20 protein-coding genes are annotated in these 19,719 nt (G+C 62.6%); 17 read left to right on the top strand and 3 right to left on the bottom strand.

The window, feature by feature from the left end; translation table 11 throughout:
- The first annotated feature begins 434 nt into the window (after positions 1–434).
- From mnmG to JFY56_RS12050, 16 genes are all read left to right on the top strand, one after another.
- Positions 435–2,327, top strand: a complete 1,893-nt coding sequence (mnmG, locus tag JFY56_RS11975; RefSeq protein WP_208313977.1) for a tRNA uridine-5-carboxymethylaminomethyl(34) synthesis enzyme MnmG — start codon at positions 435–437, stop codon at positions 2,325–2,327.
- Positions 2,327–2,977, top strand: a complete 651-nt coding sequence (rsmG, locus tag JFY56_RS11980) for a 16S rRNA (guanine(527)-N(7))-methyltransferase RsmG (RefSeq protein WP_208313978.1) — start codon at positions 2,327–2,329, stop codon at positions 2,975–2,977. The genes mnmG and rsmG overlap by 1 nt, the downstream gene beginning before the upstream one ends.
- A gap of 18 nt (positions 2,978–2,995) precedes the next feature.
- A complete protein-coding gene (locus tag JFY56_RS11985; RefSeq protein WP_208313979.1) occupies positions 2,996–3,784 on the top strand; it encodes a ParA family protein in 789 nt (262 codons plus the stop codon).
- A 17-nt stretch (positions 3,785–3,801) separates the two neighbouring features.
- A complete protein-coding gene (locus tag JFY56_RS11990) occupies positions 3,802–4,674 on the top strand; it encodes a ParB/RepB/Spo0J family partition protein (RefSeq protein ID WP_208313980.1) in 873 nt (290 codons plus the stop codon).
- A gap of 150 nt (positions 4,675–4,824) precedes the next feature.
- Positions 4,825–5,232: a F0F1 ATP synthase subunit I gene (locus JFY56_RS11995; protein ID WP_208313981.1), complete on the top strand. Its 408-nt coding sequence runs from the start codon at positions 4,825–4,827 to the stop codon at positions 5,230–5,232.
- A gap of 16 nt (positions 5,233–5,248) precedes the next feature.
- On the top strand, positions 5,249–6,118 hold the full coding sequence (gene atpB, locus JFY56_RS12000; protein ID WP_208313982.1) for a F0F1 ATP synthase subunit A: 870 nt from the start codon (positions 5,249–5,251) through the stop codon (positions 6,116–6,118).
- A 139-nt stretch (positions 6,119–6,257) separates the two neighbouring features.
- A complete protein-coding gene (gene atpE / locus JFY56_RS12005) occupies positions 6,258–6,515 on the top strand; it encodes a F0F1 ATP synthase subunit C (protein ID WP_003457994.1) in 258 nt (85 codons plus the stop codon).
- 49 nt (positions 6,516–6,564) lie between these two features.
- A complete protein-coding gene (locus tag JFY56_RS12010; protein WP_208313983.1) occupies positions 6,565–7,035 on the top strand; it encodes a F0F1 ATP synthase subunit B in 471 nt (156 codons plus the stop codon).
- Positions 7,036–7,046: 11 nt separating this feature from the next.
- Positions 7,047–7,583 carry a F0F1 ATP synthase subunit delta gene (locus tag JFY56_RS12015; protein ID WP_208313984.1) on the top strand — a complete coding sequence of 179 codons (537 nt, stop codon included), beginning with the start codon at positions 7,047–7,049 and terminating at the stop codon, positions 7,581–7,583.
- A gap of 18 nt (positions 7,584–7,601) precedes the next feature.
- Positions 7,602–9,146 carry a F0F1 ATP synthase subunit alpha gene (gene atpA / locus JFY56_RS12020; RefSeq protein ID WP_208313985.1) on the top strand — a complete coding sequence of 515 codons (1,545 nt, stop codon included), beginning with the start codon at positions 7,602–7,604 and terminating at the stop codon, positions 9,144–9,146.
- 52 nt (positions 9,147–9,198) lie between these two features.
- On the top strand, positions 9,199–10,059 hold the full coding sequence (gene atpG, locus JFY56_RS12025; RefSeq protein WP_208313986.1) for a F0F1 ATP synthase subunit gamma: 861 nt from the start codon (positions 9,199–9,201) through the stop codon (positions 10,057–10,059).
- Between the two features lie 30 nt (positions 10,060–10,089).
- Entirely contained in the window at positions 10,090–11,466 is a 1,377-nt protein-coding gene (atpD, locus tag JFY56_RS12030; protein ID WP_208313987.1) for a F0F1 ATP synthase subunit beta, read from the top strand.
- An 81-nt stretch (positions 11,467–11,547) separates the two neighbouring features.
- Positions 11,548–11,964 carry a F0F1 ATP synthase subunit epsilon gene (locus JFY56_RS12035; protein ID WP_208313988.1) on the top strand — a complete coding sequence of 139 codons (417 nt, stop codon included), beginning with the start codon at positions 11,548–11,550 and terminating at the stop codon, positions 11,962–11,964.
- A 126-nt stretch (positions 11,965–12,090) separates the two neighbouring features.
- Positions 12,091–13,458 (top strand): bifunctional UDP-N-acetylglucosamine diphosphorylase/glucosamine-1-phosphate N-acetyltransferase GlmU, encoded by a 1,368-nt coding sequence (glmU, locus tag JFY56_RS12040; protein WP_208313989.1) that lies wholly within the window; start codon positions 12,091–12,093, stop codon positions 13,456–13,458.
- Between the two features lie 189 nt (positions 13,459–13,647).
- On the top strand, positions 13,648–14,232 hold the full coding sequence (locus JFY56_RS12045; RefSeq protein ID WP_208313990.1) for a MarC family protein: 585 nt from the start codon (positions 13,648–13,650) through the stop codon (positions 14,230–14,232).
- A gap of 15 nt (positions 14,233–14,247) precedes the next feature.
- A complete protein-coding gene (locus tag JFY56_RS12050; protein WP_208313991.1) occupies positions 14,248–15,024 on the top strand; it encodes an N-acetylmuramoyl-L-alanine amidase in 777 nt (258 codons plus the stop codon).
- 5 nt (positions 15,025–15,029) lie between these two features.
- Here JFY56_RS12050 and JFY56_RS12055 read toward each other — a convergent pair whose 3' ends face one another.
- Both JFY56_RS12055 and algB read right to left on the bottom strand, forming a co-directional pair.
- Positions 15,030–16,820 carry an ATP-binding protein gene (locus JFY56_RS12055; RefSeq protein WP_236032640.1) on the bottom strand — a complete coding sequence of 597 codons (1,791 nt, stop codon included), beginning with the start codon at positions 16,818–16,820 and terminating at the stop codon, positions 15,030–15,032.
- A gap of 2 nt (positions 16,821–16,822) precedes the next feature.
- Positions 16,823–18,166 (bottom strand): sigma-54-dependent response regulator transcription factor AlgB, encoded by a 1,344-nt coding sequence (gene algB, locus JFY56_RS12060; RefSeq protein ID WP_208313992.1) that lies wholly within the window; start codon positions 18,164–18,166, stop codon positions 16,823–16,825.
- Between the two features lie 293 nt (positions 18,167–18,459).
- Here algB and JFY56_RS12065 point away from each other — a divergent pair, with 293 nt between their 5' ends.
- Positions 18,460–18,621, top strand: a complete 162-nt coding sequence (locus JFY56_RS12065) for a DUF1328 domain-containing protein (RefSeq protein WP_208313993.1) — start codon at positions 18,460–18,462, stop codon at positions 18,619–18,621.
- Positions 18,622–19,026: 405 nt separating this feature from the next.
- On the opposite strand, the gene wrbA is transcribed toward JFY56_RS12065, so the two are convergent.
- On the bottom strand, positions 19,027–19,623 hold the full coding sequence (wrbA, locus tag JFY56_RS12070) for an NAD(P)H:quinone oxidoreductase (protein WP_208313994.1): 597 nt from the start codon (positions 19,621–19,623) through the stop codon (positions 19,027–19,029).
- Positions 19,624–19,719 lie beyond the last annotated feature (96 nt).

Here is a 19,719-nt window from a genome sequence, read left to right on the forward strand (position 1 = left end):
GCCCGCTATTCGGGCGTTTCAGCGCATCCGCAGATTACTCCACAAGCATTCCTGAGCCCTGTGTAAAACTCACGTATAGCCAGGTACACAACCCGTGCCGTTCTCTGTTGATAAAACCACCTGTTGATAAGTACCCAATCAATCCACAGGTTGCAAACCGGCAGTCCCCTGCTTCCGGACATCTTCGCCACAGGGTTTTAAAACGCTGTACATCACAAGCAGCAAGGGATACAGAGAACTATCCACAGAAATCATCGACACCATACATAAACACAAGCTCTAAAAAGATTTAAAAAATTCCTTTCTCTATTTTCTATAGAAGCTTGAAAGCGACACCTGGCTATTTTTTGTCCAGGCGCCTTCAATCGAAGGGGCTTAGCCCCTATACTGTCCGGCTCTCTGATTTCCCTTACTCGACAGGCACGAGGTGCGTGGTGGATTTCCCTTCCCGTTTTGACGTGATCGTGATCGGCGGTGGCCATGCCGGCACTGAGGCCGCGCTGGCGGCTGCACGCATGGGGGTGAAGACCCTGCTGCTCACCCACAATGTGGAGACCCTCGGCCAGATGAGCTGCAACCCGGCCATCGGCGGCATCGGCAAGAGCCATCTGGTCAAGGAAATCGATGCGCTCGGCGGGGCAATGGCCCATGCCACCGACAAGGGCGGCATCCAGTTCCGCATCCTGAACAGCCGCAAGGGCCCGGCAGTCCGCGCGACTCGTGCACAGGCCGACCGTATTCTCTACAAGGCGGCGATCCGCGAGATCCTGGAGAACCAGCCCAACCTGTGGATATTCCAGCAAGCCTGCGACGATCTGATCGTCGAGCAGGACCAGGTACGTGGTGTGGTTACCCAGATGGGCCTGAAATTCCAGGCTGACAATGTGGTCCTCACCGCCGGCACCTTCCTCGGTGGACTTATCCACATCGGCCTGCAGAACTACTCCGGCGGTCGCGCCGGTGATCCGCCGGCCATCGCGCTGGCGAAACGTCTGCGCGAGTTGCCGCTGCGTGTCGGCCGCCTGAAGACCGGCACACCGCCACGCATCGACGGCCGTACCGTGGATTTCTCGGTGATGACCGAACAGCCGGGCGATACCCCGACGCCGGTGATGTCGTTCCTTGGCTCGCAGGCCGAGCATCCGCGCCAGGTCAGTTGCTGGATCACCCACACCAACGCGCGTACCCACGAGATCATCGCCTCGAACCTCGACCGTTCGCCGATGTACTCCGGCGTGATCGAAGGCATCGGCCCGCGTTACTGCCCGTCGATCGAGGACAAGATTCATCGCTTCGCCGACAAGGACAGCCATCAGGTCTTCCTCGAACCGGAAGGCCTGACCACCCATGAGCTGTATCCGAACGGCATATCCACGTCCCTGCCGTTCGACGTGCAGCTGGATATCGTCCGCTCCATCCGCGGCATGGAGAACGCACACATCGTTCGTCCCGGCTACGCCATCGAATACGACTACTTCGATCCGCGCGACCTCAAGTACAGCCTGGAGACCAAGGTCATCGGCGGCCTGTTCTTCGCCGGCCAGATCAATGGCACCACCGGCTACGAAGAAGCCGGCGCCCAGGGTCTGCTCGCCGGCACCAACGCCGCTCTGCGCGCGCAGGGCCGCGACAGCTGGTGCCCGCGTCGCGACGAGGCCTACATCGGCGTACTGGTCGACGATCTGATCACCCTCGGCACCCAGGAGCCGTATCGCATGTTCACTTCGCGCGCCGAGTACCGGCTGATCCTGCGCGAAGACAACGCCGACCTGCGCCTGACCGAAAAGGGCCGCGAGCTCGGTCTGGTCGACGACCGGCGCTGGGCGGCCTTCGAAGCCAAGCGCGAAGGCATCGAGCGGGAAGAACAGCGCCTGAAGAGTACCTGGGTCCGCCCGAACACCCCGCAGGGCGATGCCATCGCCGAGCGTTTCGGTACGCCGCTGGCCCATGAGTACAACCTGCTCAACCTGCTCAGCCGTCCGGAGATCGACTACGCCAGCCTCGCCGAAATCACCGGCGTCGGCGCCGAGGACCCGCAGGTCGCCGAGCAGGTGGAGATCCGCACCAAGTACGCCGGCTATATCGACCGCCAGCAGGAAGAGATCGAGCGTCTGCGCGCCAGCGAGGACACCCGACTGCCTGTGGATATCGACTATTCCGCCATTTCCGGCCTGTCCAAGGAAATCCAGCACAAGCTGGCCCAGGCCCGCCCGGAAACGCTCGGCCAGGCCGGCCGGATTCCCGGCGTCACCCCGGCGGCCATTTCCCTGTTGCTTATCCACCTGAAGAAACGTTCTTCCGGACGCCAACTGGAGCAAAGCGCCTGATGTCCCAGGTAACCCAACGCCATGCCGAGGAGCTCGCGCGTGGCGCGGCGGCGCTCGGCGTACAACTCGATACGATGCGCCAGGACCGGCTCCTGGCCTATCTGGATCTGCTGGCCAAATGGAACAAGGCCTACAACCTGACGGCGGTGCGCGATGTCGACGAAATGGTTTCGCGCCACCTGCTCGACAGCCTGAGCATCGTTCCGCATTTCGTGGCGGCTGGCGGCGAGCGTTGGCTGGATGTCGGCAGCGGTGGCGGCATGCCGGGCATTCCGCTGGCCATCCTGTTCCCGGAGAAGCAGCTGACCCTGCTCGACAGCAACGGCAAGAAGACTCGCTTCCTGACCCAGGTGAAGCTCGAACTCAAGCTGGATAACCTCGAAGTTATCCACAGCCGGGTCGAGGCGTTCCAGCCAATGCTGCCGTTCAACGGCATCGTCTCCCGGGCATTCAGCAGTCTCGGGGACTTCTGCAGCTGGACCGGCCATCTCGGCGACAACGAAACTCGCTGGCTGGCGATGAAAGGCCTGTACCCCGAGGACGAACTGACGGCACTCCCGGAAGAATTCCGGGTCGAAGCCGAGCACGCTCTGACGGTTCCAGGTTGCCAAGGCCAGCGCCATCTGCTGATACTGCGCCGCACGGCATGACGGGGAGTGGGGGAAATCATGGCTAAGGTATTCGCGATCGCCAATCAGAAGGGCGGCGTGGGCAAGACCACTACCTGCATCAATCTCGCGGCTTCGCTGGTTGCAACCAAGCGCCGCGTACTGCTGATCGACCTCGATCCACAGGGCAACGCGACCACCGGCAGCGGTGTGGATAAGTTGACCCTGGAGCACTCCATCTACGACGTGCTGACCGGCGAATGCAGCCTGGTCGATGCGATGCAGTTCTCCGAGCACGGCGGTTATCAACTGCTGCCGTCCAACCGCGACCTCACCGCGGCGGAAGTCGTCCTGCTGGACATGGAGATGAAGGAACACCGCCTGCGCCAGGCGCTCGCTCCGGTCCGCGAGAACTACGACTACATCCTCATCGACTGTCCGCCGTCGCTGTCGATGCTGACCGTCAACGCACTGTCCGCCTCCGACGGCGTGATCATTCCCATGCAGTGCGAGTACTACGCGCTGGAAGGCCTCACCGACCTGATCAACAGCATCCAGCGCATCGGCGAGCGTCTCAATCCGGCGCTGAAGATCGAAGGCCTGCTGCGCACCATGTACGACCCGCGCATCAGCCTGACCAACGACGTCAGCAACCAGTTGCAGGAACACTTCGGCGACAAGCTCTACACCACGGTGATCCCGCGCAACGTGCGGCTGGCCGAGGCGCCCAGCTTCGGCATGCCGGCGCTGGTCTACGACAAGAACTCCCGCGGTGCCATCGCCTACCTGGCGCTGGCCGGCGAACTGGCGCGCCGTCAGCGCGCTTCTCGCAGCACCGCCCCGGCATAAGGAACAAGGAACCCCGCATGGCCCTGAAGAAACGAGGTCTCGGACGCGGGCTGGATGCCCTGCTCAGCGGCTCCAGCGCCGCCGCCCTGCAGGAAGAGGCGGCGCAGGTGGATGCCCGCGAACTCCAGCACCTGCCACTCGACGTGATCCAGCGCGGCAAGTACCAGCCGCGCCGGGACATGGACCCGCAGGCCCTCGAGGAACTCGCCCTGTCGATCAAGGCGCAGGGCGTGATGCAGCCCATCGTGGTGCGGCCGATCGACAAGGGTCGCTACGAGATCATCGCCGGCGAGCGCCGCTGGCGCGCCAGCCAGCAGGCCGGCCTGGAGAAGATTCCGGCGCTGGTGCGCGAAGTCCCCGACGAGGCTGCCATCGCCATGGCGCTGATCGAGAACATCCAGCGCGAGGACCTCAATCCGCTCGAGGAAGCCAACGCGCTGCAGCGCCTGCAGCAGGAGTTCCAGCTCACCCAGCAGCAGGTAGCCGATGCAGTCGGCAAGTCGCGGGTCAGCATCGCCAACCTGCTGCGCCTGATCGCCCTGCCCGAGGAAGTGAAGACCCTGCTCTCCCACGGCGACCTGGAAATGGGACATGCCCGTGCGCTGCTGGGTTTGCCGGTCGAAAGGCAGGTTGAAGGTGCGCGACATGTTGTCGCACGCGGTCTGACTGTGCGGCAGACAGAAGCCCTCGTACGCCACTGGCTGAATGCGGCTGAAGAACCTGTCAGAACGGTCAAGAGCGATCCCGACATCAGCCGCCTGGAGCAGCGCCTGGCTGAGCGTCTTGGGGCTCCCGTGCAAATTCGTCATGGCCAGAAGGGCAAGGGCCAGTTGGTGATCCGCTACAACTCGCTCGACGAGTTGCAAGGGGTTCTCGCTCACATTCGTTGATACAAAGCGGCCTGTAGCGATGGTCGGAAAACACTACCCGGCGGTTGAACGGGTATGTTCCCCCGCCTATACTTCGGCGCGCAATTTTGTCGGCACAAAGTATGCCAAGTTATTGATTTGCGAAGCCGACACCAGAGGACTGTGAGCCAGATGGAAACCCGCACGCCGAACCGCCTGCCCTTCCATCACCAACCGGCTTCGCGCCTGTTGCTCGTCCAGCTGGTGGTGGTGCTTTTCGCTGCGGCAGTCCTCTGGTTGTCCCGGGGAACGGTTGCTGGTTACTCGGCCTTGCTAGGTGGCCTGATCGCCTGGCTGCCGAATCTGTATTTCGCGTACAAGGCGTTCCGTTACAGCGGCGCGCGATCGGCCCGCCTGATCGTTCGCTCGTTCTACGCGGGTGAAGCTGGAAAACTGATTCTGACAGCAGTGCTGTTCGCACTGGTGTTCGTGGGAGTGAAGCCAATCGAGGCATTGTCCCTGTTTGGCGTCTACCTTCTGACCCTCATGGTCAGCTGGTGTGCACCCCTGTTGATGAGAAACACATTTACAAGACCTTAGAGCGATTGAGGCAAACATGGCAGCAGAAAGCGCTTCGGGTTACATCCAGCACCACTTGCAGAACCTGACCTTCGGTCGTCTGCCCAGCGGTGATTGGGGGTTCGCCCACACAGCCGAGCAAGCCAAGGAAATGGGCTTCTGGGCATTCCACGTCGATACCCTGGGCTGGTCCGTATTCCTCGGCCTGGTATTCATCTTCCTTTTCCGCATGGCAGCCAAGAAGGCAACCAGCGGTCAGCCTGGCGGCCTGCAGAACTTCGTAGAAGTGATGGTCGAGTTCGTCGATGGCAGTGTGAAGGACACCTTCCACGGCCGTAACCCGCTGATCGCCCCGCTGGCCCTGACCGTGTTCGTCTGGATCTTCCTGATGAACCTGATGGACCTGGTGCCGGTCGACTTCCTGCCGCTTCTGGCCGCGAAGATCACCGGCAACGAGCACCTGTTCTTCCGCGTGGTTTCCACCACCGACCCGAACGCCACCTTCGGCATGGCCATCTCGGTGTTCGCCCTGATCATCTTCTACAGCATCAAGGTCAAGGGCATCAGCGGCTTCCTCGGCGAACTGACCCTGCATCCGTTCCACAGCAGCAACATGCTGGTGCAGATCATCCTGATCCCGGTGAACTTCCTGCTGGAGTTCGTGACTCTGATCGCCAAACCGGTGTCTCTGGCACTGCGTCTGTTCGGCAACATGTACGCCGGCGAGCTGATCTTCATCCTCATCGCCGTGATGTTCGGCAGCGGCCTGCTGTGGCTTGGCGGCATGGGGGTAGTGCTGAACTGGGCGTGGGCGGTGTTCCACATCCTGATCATCACCCTGCAGGCGTTCATCTTCATGATGCTGACCATCGTCTACCTGTCGATGGCGCACGAAGACAGCCACTGATACCTCGGTTCTGATGAACCCCTTTCGCGAGGAAGGGGTTGCCCGAACGGGCGGGAGGGGAAATCCCCTCTGCTGAAAGAAAGTTTCACTTAACTTGCTTCAACCTTTAACCAACACGACAAAAAAGTCGGGAGGAAAAATGGAAACTGTAGTTGGACTCACTGCTATCGCCGTTGCTCTGCTGATTGGTCTGGGCGCTCTGGGTACCGCTATCGGCTTCGGCCTGCTGGGCGGCAAATTCCTGGAAGGCGCTGCTCGTCAGCCGGAAATGGTTCCGATGCTGCAGGTGAAAATGTTCATCGTCGCCGGTCTGCTCGACGCCGTGACCATGATCGGTGTTGGTATCGCGCTGTTCTTCACCTTCGCTAACCCGTTCATTGCTCAGGTAGCCCAGTAATTCCCGGCTACCGGGAATTGGACTGACAACGAACGAGCGAGGTGTTGGCGTGAACATTAATGCAACTCTGATCGGCCAGGCCATTGCGTTCGCCATCTTCGTCATCTTCTGCATGAAGTTTGTATGGCCTCCGGTCATCGCGGCTCTGCAGGAGCGTCAGAAGAAGATTGCCGACGGCCTTGATGCTGCCAACCGTGCGGCTCGCGATCTGGAGCTGGCCCATGAGAAAGCGGGTCAGCAACTGCGCGAAGCCAAGGCACAGGCGGCTGAAATCGTCGAGCAAGCGAAAAAACGCGCTAACCAGATCGTCGATGAAGCCCGCGAACAGGCCCATGCCGAAGGCGAACGCCTGAAGGCCCAGGCCCAGGCGCAAATCGAACAGGAAATCAACAGCGTCAAAGACGCCCTGCGTGCCCAAGTGGGTGCCCTGGCTGTCAGCGGTGCCGAGAAGATCCTGGGCGCTTCGATCGACGCCAATGCGCACCAGCAGCTGGTTGATCGACTGGCCGCCGAGATCTAAGCGAGGGCGATATGGCAGAACTGACCACGTTGGCCCGTCCTTACGCGAAGGCGGCTTTCGAGTACGCGCATGCCCACCAGCAACTGGCCGAATGGTCCGTTGCGCTGGGCGTGGTGGCCGCAGTGTCGCAGGACGACACCGTGCGCCAGCTGCTCAAAGAGCCTCAGCTGACCGCGGCGACCAAGGCTGAAAGCCTGATCGAGGTTTGTGGCGACAAGCTCATCGCTTCGTCCCAGAACTTCATCCGGACAGTGGCTGAAAACAAACGGCTCGACCTGCTGCCGACCATCACCGAGATGTTCGAACAGCTGAAGGCCGAGCAGGAAAAACTGGTTGAGGTCGAGGTCACTAGCGCCTTCGCCCTGAGCCAGGAACAGCAGGACAAACTCGCCAAGGCCCTCAGCGCCCGGCTCAGTCGCGAAGTGCGGCTACATGCGTCGGAAGACGCGAGCCTGATCGGCGGCGTGGTGATCCGCGCCGGTGACTTGGTAATCGATGGCTCGGTTAGCGGCAAGCTCGCGAAACTGGCCGAAGCGTTGAAATCTTGAGTTTGAAGGGGCAGCGGCATGCAGCAACTCAATCCTTCCGAAATTAGTGAAATCATCAAGGGGCGCATCGAGAAACTCGATGTAGCCTCGCAAGCGCGCAACGAAGGCACCATCGTCAGTGTGTCCGACGGTATCGTGCGCATCTTCGGTCTGGCCGACGTCATGTACGGCGAAATGATCGAGTTCCCGGGCGGCGTCTACGGTATGGCGCTGAACCTGGAGCAGGACTCCGTTGGTGCCGTGGTTCTGGGTGAATACCAGGGCCTGAAAGAAGGCATGAATGCCAAGTGCACCGGCCGCATCCTGGAAGTACCGGTTGGTCCGGAACTGCTGGGTCGCGTCGTCGACGCACTGGGCAACCCGATCGATGGCAAAGGCCCGATCGATGCCAAGGCTACCGACGCCATCGAGAAAGTCGCCCCGGGCGTGATCTGGCGTAAGTCGGTCGATCAGCCGGTACAGACCGGCTACAAGGCCGTCGATGCGATGATCCCGATCGGCCGTGGCCAGCGCGAGCTGATCATCGGTGACCGTCAGATCGGCAAGACCGCCCTGGCTGTCGACGCGATCATCAACCAGAAAGACAGCGGCATTAAGTGCGTGTACGTGGCTATCGGTCAGAAGCAATCGACCATCGCCAACGTCGTGCGCAAGCTGGAAGAGAACGGCGCCCTGGCCAACACCATCGTGGTCGTTGCCAGTGCTTCCGAATCGGCAGCCCTGCAATACCTGGCTCCGTACTCCGGCTGCACCATGGGCGAATACTTCCGCGACCGCGGTGAAGACGCCCTGATCATCTATGATGACCTGTCCAAGCAGGCCGTTGCCTACCGCCAGATCTCCCTGCTGCTGCGCCGTCCGCCGGGCCGCGAAGCGTATCCGGGCGACGTGTTCTATCTCCACAGCCGTCTGCTGGAGCGCGCTTCCCGTGTTTCCGAAGAGTACGTCGAGAAGTTCACCAATGGCGCCGTGACTGGCAAGACCGGTTCCCTGACCGCTCTGCCGATCATCGAAACCCAGGCTGGCGACGTTTCCGCGTTCGTTCCGACCAACGTGATCTCCATCACCGACGGTCAGATCTTCCTGGAAACCGCAATGTTCAACTCGGGCATCCGTCCGGCGGTCAACGCCGGTATCTCGGTATCCCGTGTTGGTGGCGCGGCCCAGACCAAGATCATCAAGAAGCTGTCCGGTGGTATCCGTACCGCTCTGGCTCAGTACCGCGAGCTGGCGGCCTTCGCCCAATTCGCTTCCGACCTGGACGAAGCCACTCGCAAGCAGCTGGACCATGGTCAGCGCGTTACCGAACTGATGAAGCAGAAGCAGTACGCGCCGATGTCCATCGCGGACATGTCCCTGTCGCTGTACGCAGCTGAACGCGGCTACCTGACTGATGTGGACGTCACCAAGGTTGGTGCTTTCGAGCAGGCCCTGATCGCCTACTTCAACCGTGATAACGCCGCACTGATGGCGAAGATCAACGAGAAGGGCGACTTCAACGACGAAATCGACGCTGGCCTCAAAGCCGGTATCGAGAAGTTCAAGGCCACCCAAACCTGGTAAGCCGCAGCGGGGGCCTTCACAGGCCCCCGCCTGCTAACCCGATAGGTGTCAAATGGCAGGCGCAAAAGAGATTCGCAGCAAGATTGCGAGCATCAAAAGCACGCAAAAGATCACCAATGCCATGAACAAGGTGGCGACCAGCAAGATGCGCAAGGCTCAAGCGCGCATGGCTGCTGGCCGTCCCTATGCCGAGCGCATTCGTCAGGTGATCGGCCATCTGGCCAACGCCAACCCGGAGTATCGCCATCCGTTCATGGTCGAGCGCGAAGTCAAGCGCGTCGGCTATATCGTGGTGAGTTCCGACCGTGGCCTGGCCGGCGGCCTGAACATCAACCTGTTCAAGGCGCTCGTGAAAGACATGAGTGCCAAGCGCGAGCAAGGCGTGGACATCGATCTGTGCGTGATCGGTTCGAAAGGTGCGTCCTTCTTCAAGAACTATGGCGGCAACGTAGTCGCAGCCATCAGTCACCTTGGCGAGGAGCCGTCGATCAACGACCTGATCGGTAGCGTGAAGGTCATGCTCGACGCATACCTGGACGGCCGTATCGACCGCCTGTATGTGGTTTCCAACAAGTTCGTCAACACCATGACGCAGAAGCCGACCGTGGAACAGCTGGTTCCGCTGGTGGCCGATGACAACGCGGACCTGAAGCATCACTGGGACTACCTCTACGAACCCGATGCCAAGGCCCTTCTGGATGGCCTGCTGGTTCGCTACGTGGAATCCCAGGTTTACCAGGCCGTGGTTGAGAACAACGCCTGTGAGCAGGCGGCCCGGATGATTGCAATGAAGAACGCTACCGACAACGCCGGCGAGCTGATCAGCGAACTGCAGCTGATCTACAACAAGGCGCGTCAGGCGGCGATCACCCAGGAAATCTCGGAAATCGTCGGCGGCGCTGCCGCGGTGTAAGAACAGGTTCAAAATTCAGAGGAACCAGACATGAGTAGCGGACGTATCGTTCAAATCATCGGCGCCGTAATCGACGTGGAATTCCCGCGCGATGCAGTGCCGAACATCTATGAAGCCCTGAAGGTCCAGGGCGTCGAAACCACCCTGGAAGTTCAGCAGCAGCTGGGCGACGGCGTGGTTCGTTCCATTGCGATGGGTTCCACCGAAGGCCTCAAGCGTGGCCTGGGCGTGGACAGCACCGGCGCAGCCATCTCCGTACCGGTCGGTAAAGCGACCCTGGGCCGGATCATGGACGTACTGGGCAACCCGATCGACGAAGCCGGTCCCATCGGCGAAGAAGAGCGCTGGGGTATCCACCGCGAAGCTCCCTCCTATGCCGATCAGGCCGGCGGTAACGACCTGCTGGAAACCGGCATCAAGGTAATCGACCTGGTCTGCCCGTTCGCCAAGGGCGGTAAGGTCGGTCTGTTCGGTGGCGCCGGTGTAGGCAAGACCGTGAACATGATGGAGCTGATCCGTAACATCGCCATCGAGCACAGCGGTTATTCCGTGTTCGCTGGTGTGGGCGAGCGTACTCGTGAGGGTAACGACTTCTACCACGAGATGAAGGACTCCAACGTACTGGACAAGGTAGCCCTGGTTTACGGCCAGATGAACGAGCCGCCGGGCAACCGTCTGCGCGTTGCACTGACCGGCCTGACCATGGCCGAGAAGTTCCGTGACGAAGGCCGTGACGTACTGTTGTTCATCGACAACATCTACCGTTACACCCTCGCCGGTACCGAAGTGTCCGCACTGCTGGGCCGTATGCCGTCCGCAGTAGGTTATCAGCCGACCCTGGCCGAAGAGATGGGCGTTCTGCAGGAGCGCATCACCTCCACCAAGAAAGGCTCGATCACCTCGATCCAGGCCGTATACGTACCTGCGGATGACCTGACCGACCCGTCCCCGGCGACCACCTTCGCCCACCTGGACGCGACCGTCGTACTGTCCCGTGACATCGCCTCGCTGGGTATCTACCCGGCCGTGGACCCGCTGGACTCGACCTCCCGTCAGCTGGACCCGCTGGTGATCGGTCAGGAGCACTACGACACCGCTCGTGGCGTGCAGTACGTTCTGCAGCGCTACAAGGAACTGAAAGACATCATCGCGATCCTCGGCATGGACGAACTGTCCGAAGCCGACAAACTGCTGGTGGCCCGCGCTCGTAAGATCCAGCGCTTCCTGTCCCAGCCGTTCTTCGTGGCCGAAGTCTTCACCGGTTCCCCGGGCAAGTACGTTTCCCTGAAGGACACCATCGCTGGCTTCAAGGGCATCCTCAACGGCGACTATGACCACCTGCCGGAGCAGGCGTTCTACATGGTCGGCGGCATCGAAGAAGCCATCGAGAAAGCGAAGAAGATGTGATCCCTGCGCCCGGCAACGGGCGCTTACCAGGCCGCATGAAGCCTTCGGGCTTCCATGTGGCCGGTTACGAGAGGCAAGGGTATGGCTATTACAGTCCACTGCGACATCGTCAGCGCCGAAGGGGAAATCTTCTCCGGTCTGGTCGAGCTGGTCGTTGCGCACGGCTCCCTTGGTGATCTGGGTATCGCCATGGGCCACGCGCCGCTGCTCACCGAGCTGAAGCCGGGTCCGATCCGTCTGGTCAAGCAGGGTGGCGAGCAAGAGGTGTTCTACATCTCCGGTGGCTTCCTGGAAGTCCAGCCGAACATGGTGAAGGTTCTCGCCGACACCGTGATTCGCGCCAGCGACCTCGACGAAGCGGCTGCCCAGACCGCCCTGAAGGAAGCCGAGAAGGCTCTGAGCCACAAGGGCTCCGAGTTCGACTACGGCTCCGCTGCAGCCCGTCTGGCCGAAGCCGCAGCCCAGCTGCGTACCGTCCAGCAGATCCGCAGGAAGTAAGCGGCTGAGTCGGCGCGGAAGCCCGAGGGCTTCAGCGACAAATTGGAAAAGGGTAGCCTTGGCTACCCTTTTTCTTTTTCCACTTCGCGGGTTTTCCCGTACATACCAGGAACGGTCCTTTTCCCCATGTCCCTAGAAGTCGTCATCCTCGCTGCCGGTCAGGGCACGCGTATGCGTTCGGCGCTGCCGAAGGTTCTTCATCCCATCGCCGGCAAACCGATGCTGGCCCATGTGATCGATACTGCGCGCAAGCTGCATCCCCAGCGCATTCACGTGGTGATCGGACATGGTGCGGAGCGGGTTCGCGAGAGTCTGCAGGCGGACGACCTCAACTTCGTGCTGCAGGCCGAACAGCTCGGCACCGGCCACGCGGTGGCCCAGGCGCTGCCGTTCCTAGAGGCCGACAAGGTGCTGATCCTCTACGGCGATGTGCCGCTGATCGAGCAACCGACCCTGGAGCGCCTGTTGCAGGAGTCCACGCTGCTGCAACTGGCCCTGCTCACCGTCGAGCTGGCCGATCCTACCGGCTACGGACGCATCCTGCGTGACGACAATGGCGAAGTACGCGCCATCGTCGAGCAGAAGGACGCGACGCCTGAGCAACGTGCGATTCGCGAGGGCAACACCGGCATTCTCGCCGTTCCGCGCGAACGTCTGGCCGGTTGGCTGGGGCGTCTGTCCAACCAGAATGCCCAGGGCGAGTACTACCTCACCGATGTCATCGCCATGGCCGTGGCTGATGGCCTGCGCGTGGCGACCGCCCAGCCGCAGGATGCCATGGAAGTACAAGGCGCCAACGATCGCCTGCAGCTTTCCGAGCTGGAGCGCCATCACCAGCAGCGCATCGCCCGCCGCCTGATGGCCCAGGGCGTGACCCTGCTCGATCCGGCGCGCTTCGATGTGCGCGGCGAGGTGAGCGTCGGCCGGGATGTGCAGATCGACATCAACGTGATCCTTGAAGGCAAGGTGGTGATCGAGGACGAGGTTTCCATCGGCCCGAACTGCGTGATCAGGGACAGCACCCTGCGTCGGGGCGCCGTCATCAAGGCCAACAGCCACCTGGAAGGTGCTGTGGTCGGCGAAGGTGCCGATGTCGGTCCGTTCGCGCGCCTGCGTCCCGGCAGCGTGCTGGAGCAGCGCGCGCATGTGGGTAACTTCGTCGAGCTGAAGAACGCGCATCTGAACGACGGCGTGAAGGTCGGCCACCTGACCTACCTGGGCGACACCGAAGTCGGCAAGGACACCAACATCGGCGCCGGCACCATTACCTGCAACTACGACGGGGCCAACAAGTTCCGTACGGTGATCGGCGAGAATGCCTTCATCGGCTCCAACAGCTCTCTCGTCGCGCCTGTGGAAATCGGTGCCGGAGCCACGACTGGCGCGGGCTCGACCATTACCAGCGATGTGCCGGCGAACACCCTGGCGGTGGGCCGCGGCAAACAGCGGGTGATCGAGGGCTGGAAGCGCCCGGAAAAGATCAGGAAGCCCTGATGCACGGAGCGGTTCGCCTGCCAGGCCGGCGGACCGCTTTCCTGTCAGATGGCCGCCTTCTTGTGGATATCTTCTATCCTCAAGGTCGAACCAGGAAGCGTTCGGCTCGCCAACGTATTCACAGGGCTTATCCACAGCCCTGCAAACCCGGCGCAATGACGCCGGGGCTTTTCACCGGAGTCCAGGGACATGCTTGGCGTTGCCATCCTGATCTTTCTGATCACTGACCCGTTCGGCAACATCGCCGTATTCCTTGCCGCGCTGAAGTCGGTGCCCGCAGAGCGACGCCTGAAGGTAGCGCTGCGCGAACTGCTGCTCGCCCTCGGCCTGCTGCTGCTGTTCCTGACCCTCGGCGAACACATCCTCACCGGGCTCGGCCTGTCGCGGGAAGCCACCGGGATCGCCGGCGGGATCATCCTGTTCGTCGTCGCCATGCGCCTGATCTTCCCGACGCCCCAGGGCGTGCTCGGCGACATGCCGGACAACGAACCGCTGCTGGTGCCGCTGGCCACCCCGGCGGTGGCGGGGCCGTCGGCGCTGGCGATGCTGATCACCCTGCGCACTACCTACACTGGTCCCTTGTGGGAGCTTTACCTGGCGGTGATCCTGGCCTGGGCGGCAACGGCGCTGATCCTCCTGCAGGCATCGTTCCTCCAGCGCTTCCTCGGGCCGCGCGGCCTGACCGCGGTGGAGCGCCTGGCCGGCATGTTGCTGATCATGCTCAGTGTCAACATGCTCCTCGAGAACCTGCGTAGCGTCCTGCACATCAGCTGATCCACGGGAGCCGACATGCGTCATCTGTTCGTTGCCCTCGCCGCATTGCTACTCGTCGGTTGCGCCGACAAGGGGCTGCGCATCGACACCTCGCACGTCGCGGTCAGCCAGGACAGCCGCGTGCAGTACGTGGTCATCCACTACACCTCGACCAACCAGGCGCGCTCGCTGTCCCTGCTGACCCACGCTGAAGTGAGCGCCCACTACCTGATCGGCAACGACCCGCCGACCATCTACCAACTGGTCGACGAGAACCGCCGGGCCTGGCACGCCGGCGCCAGCGAGTGGCAGGGTCGTACCTGGCTGAACGCCACCTCGATCGGCATCGAGCTGGTCAATCCCGGCTATCGCGAGACACCGGACGGGCGCATCTGGGCGCCATACCCGGACGCGCAGATCGACGCGCTGATCCTGCTGCTCAAGGACATCGTCAAGCGCCAGGGCATCACCCCCGACCACATCCTCGGCCACAGCGACATCGCCCCGCAGCGCAAGGTCGATCCGGGGCCGTTGTTCCCCTGGAAGCGCCTGGCCGATGCCGGACTTATCCACTGGCCGAAACCGGCCGATGTGCTGCGTCATCTCGCCGAGCTGAAAGGGCAGTTGCCGAGCGCGGGCTGGTTCCAGCAGGAACTCGCCCGGCATGGCTATGCGATACCGCAGAACGGGCAACTGGACCAGGCGACGCGCAACGTGATCGCCGCCTTCCAGATGCGCTACCGGCAGCAACTGTTCGACGGCCAGCCGGATCTGGAAACCGCGGCCCTGCTGCTGGCCGTCCCCACATCCTGAGGACGTCAGGTTAGCGGCAGCGAGATGGAAAAGCGGGTGCCCTTGCCCGGCTGCGAGCGCACGCTGATGCGCCCGCCGTGCAGTTGCACGATCTCCTTGCACAGCGCCAGCCCAAGCCCCGCCCCGCCTTTCTTGTGGCCGACCTGGACGAAAGGTTCGAAGATCCGTCCCTGCTGGCTGTAGGGAATGCCTTCGCCCGAGTCTTCCACGGCGATGGCCAGGCGCTCGCCCTGGCGCAGGGCCTGGATGCGGATCTCGCCGCCCGATGGGGTGTGCCGCAGGGCGTTGCCCAGCAGGTTGTCGAGTACCCGCTCGATCTGCAGGTGATCGAGGTTGAGGTTGGGCAGCGTGTCGTCGGCGTCGAGTTCCAGGCGGATCTCGCGGCTTTCGGCCTGCTCGGCGAAGCGCTTGCGGACTTCGCCAAGCAGCTCCGGCACCTGGCACGGCTGCAGTTCGAGCTTCTGCAGGCCGCTCTGGTAGCGCGAGAAGTTCAGCAGGTCGTTGATCAGCCGGACCAGCCGGTGCATTTCCTCGTCGACCGTCTGCATCAGGTCCTGCTCGCGGGATTCGGCGGGAAACTTCAGGCGCTCCTGCAGCAGGCCGAAGGCCATGTGCATGCCGGTCACCGGTGTGCGCAACTCGTGGGAAGCCCGCAGGACGAACTCGCTGCGCACGCGCTCGAAGTTGCGCTGCTCGGTGACGTCGCGAACCACCATCACCGCGCCGATGTTGCGTCCATCGTCATGGGTCACGGCGGTCATGCTCCAGGCCAGCAGACGGGTTTCGCCGTCGATCTCCACCGTCAGGTCCTCCGGCGTGCCCTCCTGGGTGCCGCCGCGCAGTACGTGCAGGGTCGTCTCGGCCAGATCCGGGTTGTCGAGGATGCTGCCGAGTTCGCGTCCCTGCGGATCGCCCTGGGAGAACAGCTGCCGGATGGCGACCGGATTGGCGTGTTCGACCCGGCCCATGCGGTCGAGTATCACCAGGCCGTCGTTGATGCTGTCGAGCACCGCCTGCAGGCGCTTGCGCCCCTGGTCGAGGGCTTCGATGTTGGTCGCCTTGTACTGGCGCAGCGCCTCGGCCATCAGGCCGAAACGGCGGATCAGCGAGGCCATCTCCGCCACGGTGGAAATCGGCAGGGTGACGTCGAAATCGCCCTGGCCGATCTTGTCCGCCGCCTTCGCCATGGTCTCGATGGGCGCACCGAAGCGACGGGCGATGCTGTGCGCGGTGACGAAACCGATCAGCAGGATGGCGATGCCGACGATGCCCAGCAGCCCGGCGCTCAGCCAGGCGCGGTTGCGCGATTGCCGTTCGCTGCTGGCGATGTTCTGGAACGCATATTCGGACAACGCCTGCAGTCGGCCACGGAGAAGATCGAGGCCGCGGCTGAGTTCGTCGTCATCCAGCAGGTTCGGGTGCGGCAGGCCCGCCAGCGTCGCATCCTCCATGAAGGAGCGGCTGGCCCGGTCGATTTCGGCGTAGAGCTGCCGCTCCGTTTCGTTCTGCGCCTGCCCGCTGCCCTGTTCGAGGGCCGTGCGGAACTGCTCCTGGGCACTGGCGAGGCGGGCCGGGTTCGGCTTCTCGCTGAGGATCACCACCAGCTGGTCGCCCAGCGCCTGGCGCAGGCGCTGGCTGATCTCGATGGTGGCGAAGTTCTGCGCAATACCCTTTTCCTGATCCCGCCCCATCTGCACGACGCTGAACAGCCCGAGCAGCAGCCCCAGCAGAGCGACCGTTATCAGCGCCGAGATGCTGAGGAACAGCCGCGTGCGCAGGGTCATCGGGATGGGCAGGTTCACAGGTTGTACTGTTTGCGCTTGCGGTAGAGGGTGGAAGTATCGATCCCGAGGATCTTGGCCGCCTGATCCAGGGTGGCGCTGGTGGCCATCACCGCGGAGATGTGCGCCCTCTCCAGTTCCTCCAGGCTGAGCGGTTCGCCGATACGCGGCGCATTGTTGCCGTCCTGTTCCTGCAGTCCGAGATGTTCGCTGTCGATGATCTCCTGATTGCAGATGATGCTCGCGCGTTCGATGACGTTTCGCAGCTCACGAACATTGCCGGGCCAGCCGTACTGGCGCAGCGTGTTGCGGGCCTCTTCGCTGAAGCCACGGGCCGGCCGGCCGTATTCCTTGACGAAGCGGGCGAGGAAGCGCTCGGCCAGGCCGAGGATGTCTTCGCTGCGTTCGCGCAGGGGCGGCAGGTTGAGGACGATGACGTTCAGGCGATACAGCAGGTCCTCGCGGAACTGCCCCTGGGCGACCATCGCCGCCAGGTCGCGGTTGGTCGCGGCGAGGATGCGCACGTCGGCGTGACGGGTCACCGGGTCGCCCACCCGCTCGTATTCCTTGTCCTGGATGAAGCGCAACAGCTTGGGCTGCAGGGGCAGCGGGAAGTCGCCGATCTCGTCGAGGAACAGGGTGCCGCCGTCGGCCTGGCTGATGCGCCCCAGGGTGTTCTCGGTGGCGCCGGTGAAAGCGCCACGGCTGTGGCCGAACAGCTCGCTTTCCATCAGTTCGGCGCTGAGCGACGGGCAGTTGATGGTCACGCAGGCCTTCTTCGCGCGCTTGCTCCAGCCGTGGATCGCCCGCGCCAGCTCGCCCTTGCCGGAGCCGGACTCGCCGAGGATGAGGATGTTGGCATCGGTGGAGGCCACCTGCCGCGCGGTTTCGAGAACCGCGGTCATGGCCGGGCTCTGCGATTCGAGCACGCCATTCTGCTGGCGCATTTCGCCTTCCAGTGCCTCGATGCGCGCGGTCAGCTGGCGCACTTCCAGTTGCTTGGCGGCGGCCAGTCGCAGCTGATCGGGACTGCACGGCTTGATCAGGTAGTCGGCGGCGCCGGCCTGCATGGCGTCCACCGCCGTATCCACCGCCGAGTGCGCGGTGATGATCACCACGCGCATCCATGGCGCCTGGATGCGCATCCGCGCCAGCACGTCCAGGCCGTTGTCCTCGCCGAGGCGCAGGTCGAGGAAGCACAGGTCGAACACCTGGCGTTGCAGCAGGGCATCGGCCTGGGCGGCACTGCTGGCGGTGGCGACGCTGTAGCCTTCGTCCTCCAGGCAGTAGCGGAAGGAACGCAAAATCGCAGCCTCGTCGTCGACCAGAAGAATTCGTCCCTGCTGCTCAGTTGGTTCCATTCGGGTGGTTCCTCGTCTTTTTTCCTTGGTTGTTTCTTAGTCAAAGAAAATTCGTGCAAGTTGCAGGTAAGAGGCGCCAGCGGAAAGCGGAGGAAAACCACGGGGAAAGATTGCAAAACGCACGACCGACAGAGAGGAATCGTGCAGGATGCGTCCCGGGTGTTTTTGTTAAGTAGTTGATTGAAAAGTAAAAACTCAAGGTCAAACAGATGGCATGCGGTGTGCGTCGAAAAGCACAAGGGAGCGACCTGCGGTTTCGCTCCAGTTCGAAAGCGCAGAAGAGGAGAAACCCCATGCTGAGCTGGGCACTGACATTCCTGATCATCGCAATCATTGCCGGCGTACTTGGTTTCGCAGGTATCGCCGGCACCGCGGCGGGTATCGCCAAGATTCTCTTCGTGTTGTTCCTGGTGCTGTTCATCGTCTCCTTCATCATGGGGCGGCGCAGTGGCTAGGCCTTGCAAATACGGCACGACAATTGCCTGAAATAATCCAGCAGAGGCTGGAACGAAACATGGAGCAGCCCGGTCGGATGACGGGCGCACGGCCAGGGGGCCGGGACGCTCTGGATGATGTCGGTCCGGAGCGACCCAGGGGTACAGGGGGTACCTCCGCTACGGCGGGCCGGGCCGGGAGAAAGGCCGCGACGGAGTCCACGCATCAGCGTGTTCGCACGGTGCCGCGTGGACTCCGAAGGGCCTGAATCCGCAACGGATCAGGCACCATGTTCCTTCCTGCAAGCCTGTCGTACGCACTCCATCCCGATTCCCCACTGGCAGCGTTTCCTCCACCAGTACTGCGGAATATTTCCCGTTCCCGTCAGCGGCCAGGACCAGCGCCTGTGGATATCTCGCGCCGCCTCATTGCTGACGGACGGTCAGCCCCGCCACGTGTTCGCCCTGGAAACGCGCCAGGGCCAGTTCCTTCTCGCTTGGCTGGCGCGAGCCATCCGCGCCGGCGATGGTCGCCGCGCCGTACGGCGAGCCGGCTCGCAGTTCGCTGATATCAGTCAATTCCGGCGCGCTGTAGGGCAGTCCTACAATCACCATCCCGTGATGCGCCAGGGTGTGCCAGAAGGATGTGATGGTGGTTTCGCCACCGCCGCCGGTTCCGGTGGAGGTGAACACGCTGGCGAACTTGCCGATCAGCGCACCCTTTACCCACAGGCCGCCGGTCTGGTCGAGGAAGGTGCGCATCTGCCCGGCCATGTTGCCGAAGCGGGTGGGCGAACCGAACAGGATCGCATCGTAGTCCGCCAGTTCCTGCGCGCTTGCCACCGGAGCCTTCTGGTCGAGCTTCGCACCGGCATTGCGGGCGATGTCCTCGGGCATGGTTTCCGGCACGCGCTTGATGGTCACTTCGACGCCGGGAACCTTGCGGGCACCTTCAGCCACGGCTTCGGCCATGCGTTCGATATGTCCGTACATCGAGTAGTACAGGACCAGGATCTTCTTCATCGGGAGCTCCTCCTTATCAGGGACGACAGCCAGTGACGGCCGGACTGTTCCAGCCTAGACGGCTTTCCATGCCTCCGCGCAAGCGGGCTCCAGCCC

The organism is Pseudomonas schmalbachii (assembly GCF_017589465.1).
Taxonomy (GTDB): domain Bacteria; phylum Pseudomonadota; class Gammaproteobacteria; order Pseudomonadales; family Pseudomonadaceae; genus Pseudomonas; species Pseudomonas schmalbachii.

What these genes read in the sequence shown, in the direction of transcription:
- rsmG (WP_208313978.1), top strand. Translation starts at nt 2,327, where the DNA reads ATGTCCCAGGTAACCCAACGCCATGCCGAGGAGCTCGCGCGTGGCGCG.
- JFY56_RS11985 (WP_208313979.1), top strand. Translation starts at nt 2,996, where the DNA reads ATGGCTAAGGTATTCGCGATCGCCAATCAGAAGGGCGGCGTGGGCAAG.
- JFY56_RS11990 (WP_208313980.1), top strand. Translation starts at nt 3,802, where the DNA reads ATGGCCCTGAAGAAACGAGGTCTCGGACGCGGGCTGGATGCCCTGCTC.
- JFY56_RS11995 (WP_208313981.1), top strand. Translation starts at nt 4,825, where the DNA reads ATGGAAACCCGCACGCCGAACCGCCTGCCCTTCCATCACCAACCGGCT.
- atpB (WP_208313982.1), top strand. Translation starts at nt 5,249, where the DNA reads ATGGCAGCAGAAAGCGCTTCGGGTTACATCCAGCACCACTTGCAGAAC.
- atpE (WP_003457994.1), top strand. Translation starts at nt 6,258, where the DNA reads ATGGAAACTGTAGTTGGACTCACTGCTATCGCCGTTGCTCTGCTGATT.
- JFY56_RS12015 (WP_208313984.1), top strand. Translation starts at nt 7,047, where the DNA reads ATGGCAGAACTGACCACGTTGGCCCGTCCTTACGCGAAGGCGGCTTTC.
- atpA (WP_208313985.1), top strand. Translation starts at nt 7,602, where the DNA reads ATGCAGCAACTCAATCCTTCCGAAATTAGTGAAATCATCAAGGGGCGC.
- atpG (WP_208313986.1), top strand. Translation starts at nt 9,199, where the DNA reads ATGGCAGGCGCAAAAGAGATTCGCAGCAAGATTGCGAGCATCAAAAGC.
- atpD (WP_208313987.1), top strand. Translation starts at nt 10,090, where the DNA reads ATGAGTAGCGGACGTATCGTTCAAATCATCGGCGCCGTAATCGACGTG.
- JFY56_RS12035 (WP_208313988.1), top strand. Translation starts at nt 11,548, where the DNA reads ATGGCTATTACAGTCCACTGCGACATCGTCAGCGCCGAAGGGGAAATC.
- glmU (WP_208313989.1), top strand. Translation starts at nt 12,091, where the DNA reads ATGTCCCTAGAAGTCGTCATCCTCGCTGCCGGTCAGGGCACGCGTATG.
- JFY56_RS12045 (WP_208313990.1), top strand. Translation starts at nt 13,648, where the DNA reads ATGCTTGGCGTTGCCATCCTGATCTTTCTGATCACTGACCCGTTCGGC.
- JFY56_RS12050 (WP_208313991.1), top strand. Translation starts at nt 14,248, where the DNA reads ATGCGTCATCTGTTCGTTGCCCTCGCCGCATTGCTACTCGTCGGTTGC.
- algB (WP_208313992.1), bottom strand. Translation starts at nt 18,166, where the DNA reads ATGGAACCAACTGAGCAGCAGGGACGAATTCTTCTGGTCGACGACGAG.
- JFY56_RS12065 (WP_208313993.1), top strand. Translation starts at nt 18,460, where the DNA reads ATGCTGAGCTGGGCACTGACATTCCTGATCATCGCAATCATTGCCGGC.
- wrbA (WP_208313994.1), bottom strand. Translation starts at nt 19,623, where the DNA reads ATGAAGAAGATCCTGGTCCTGTACTACTCGATGTACGGACATATCGAA.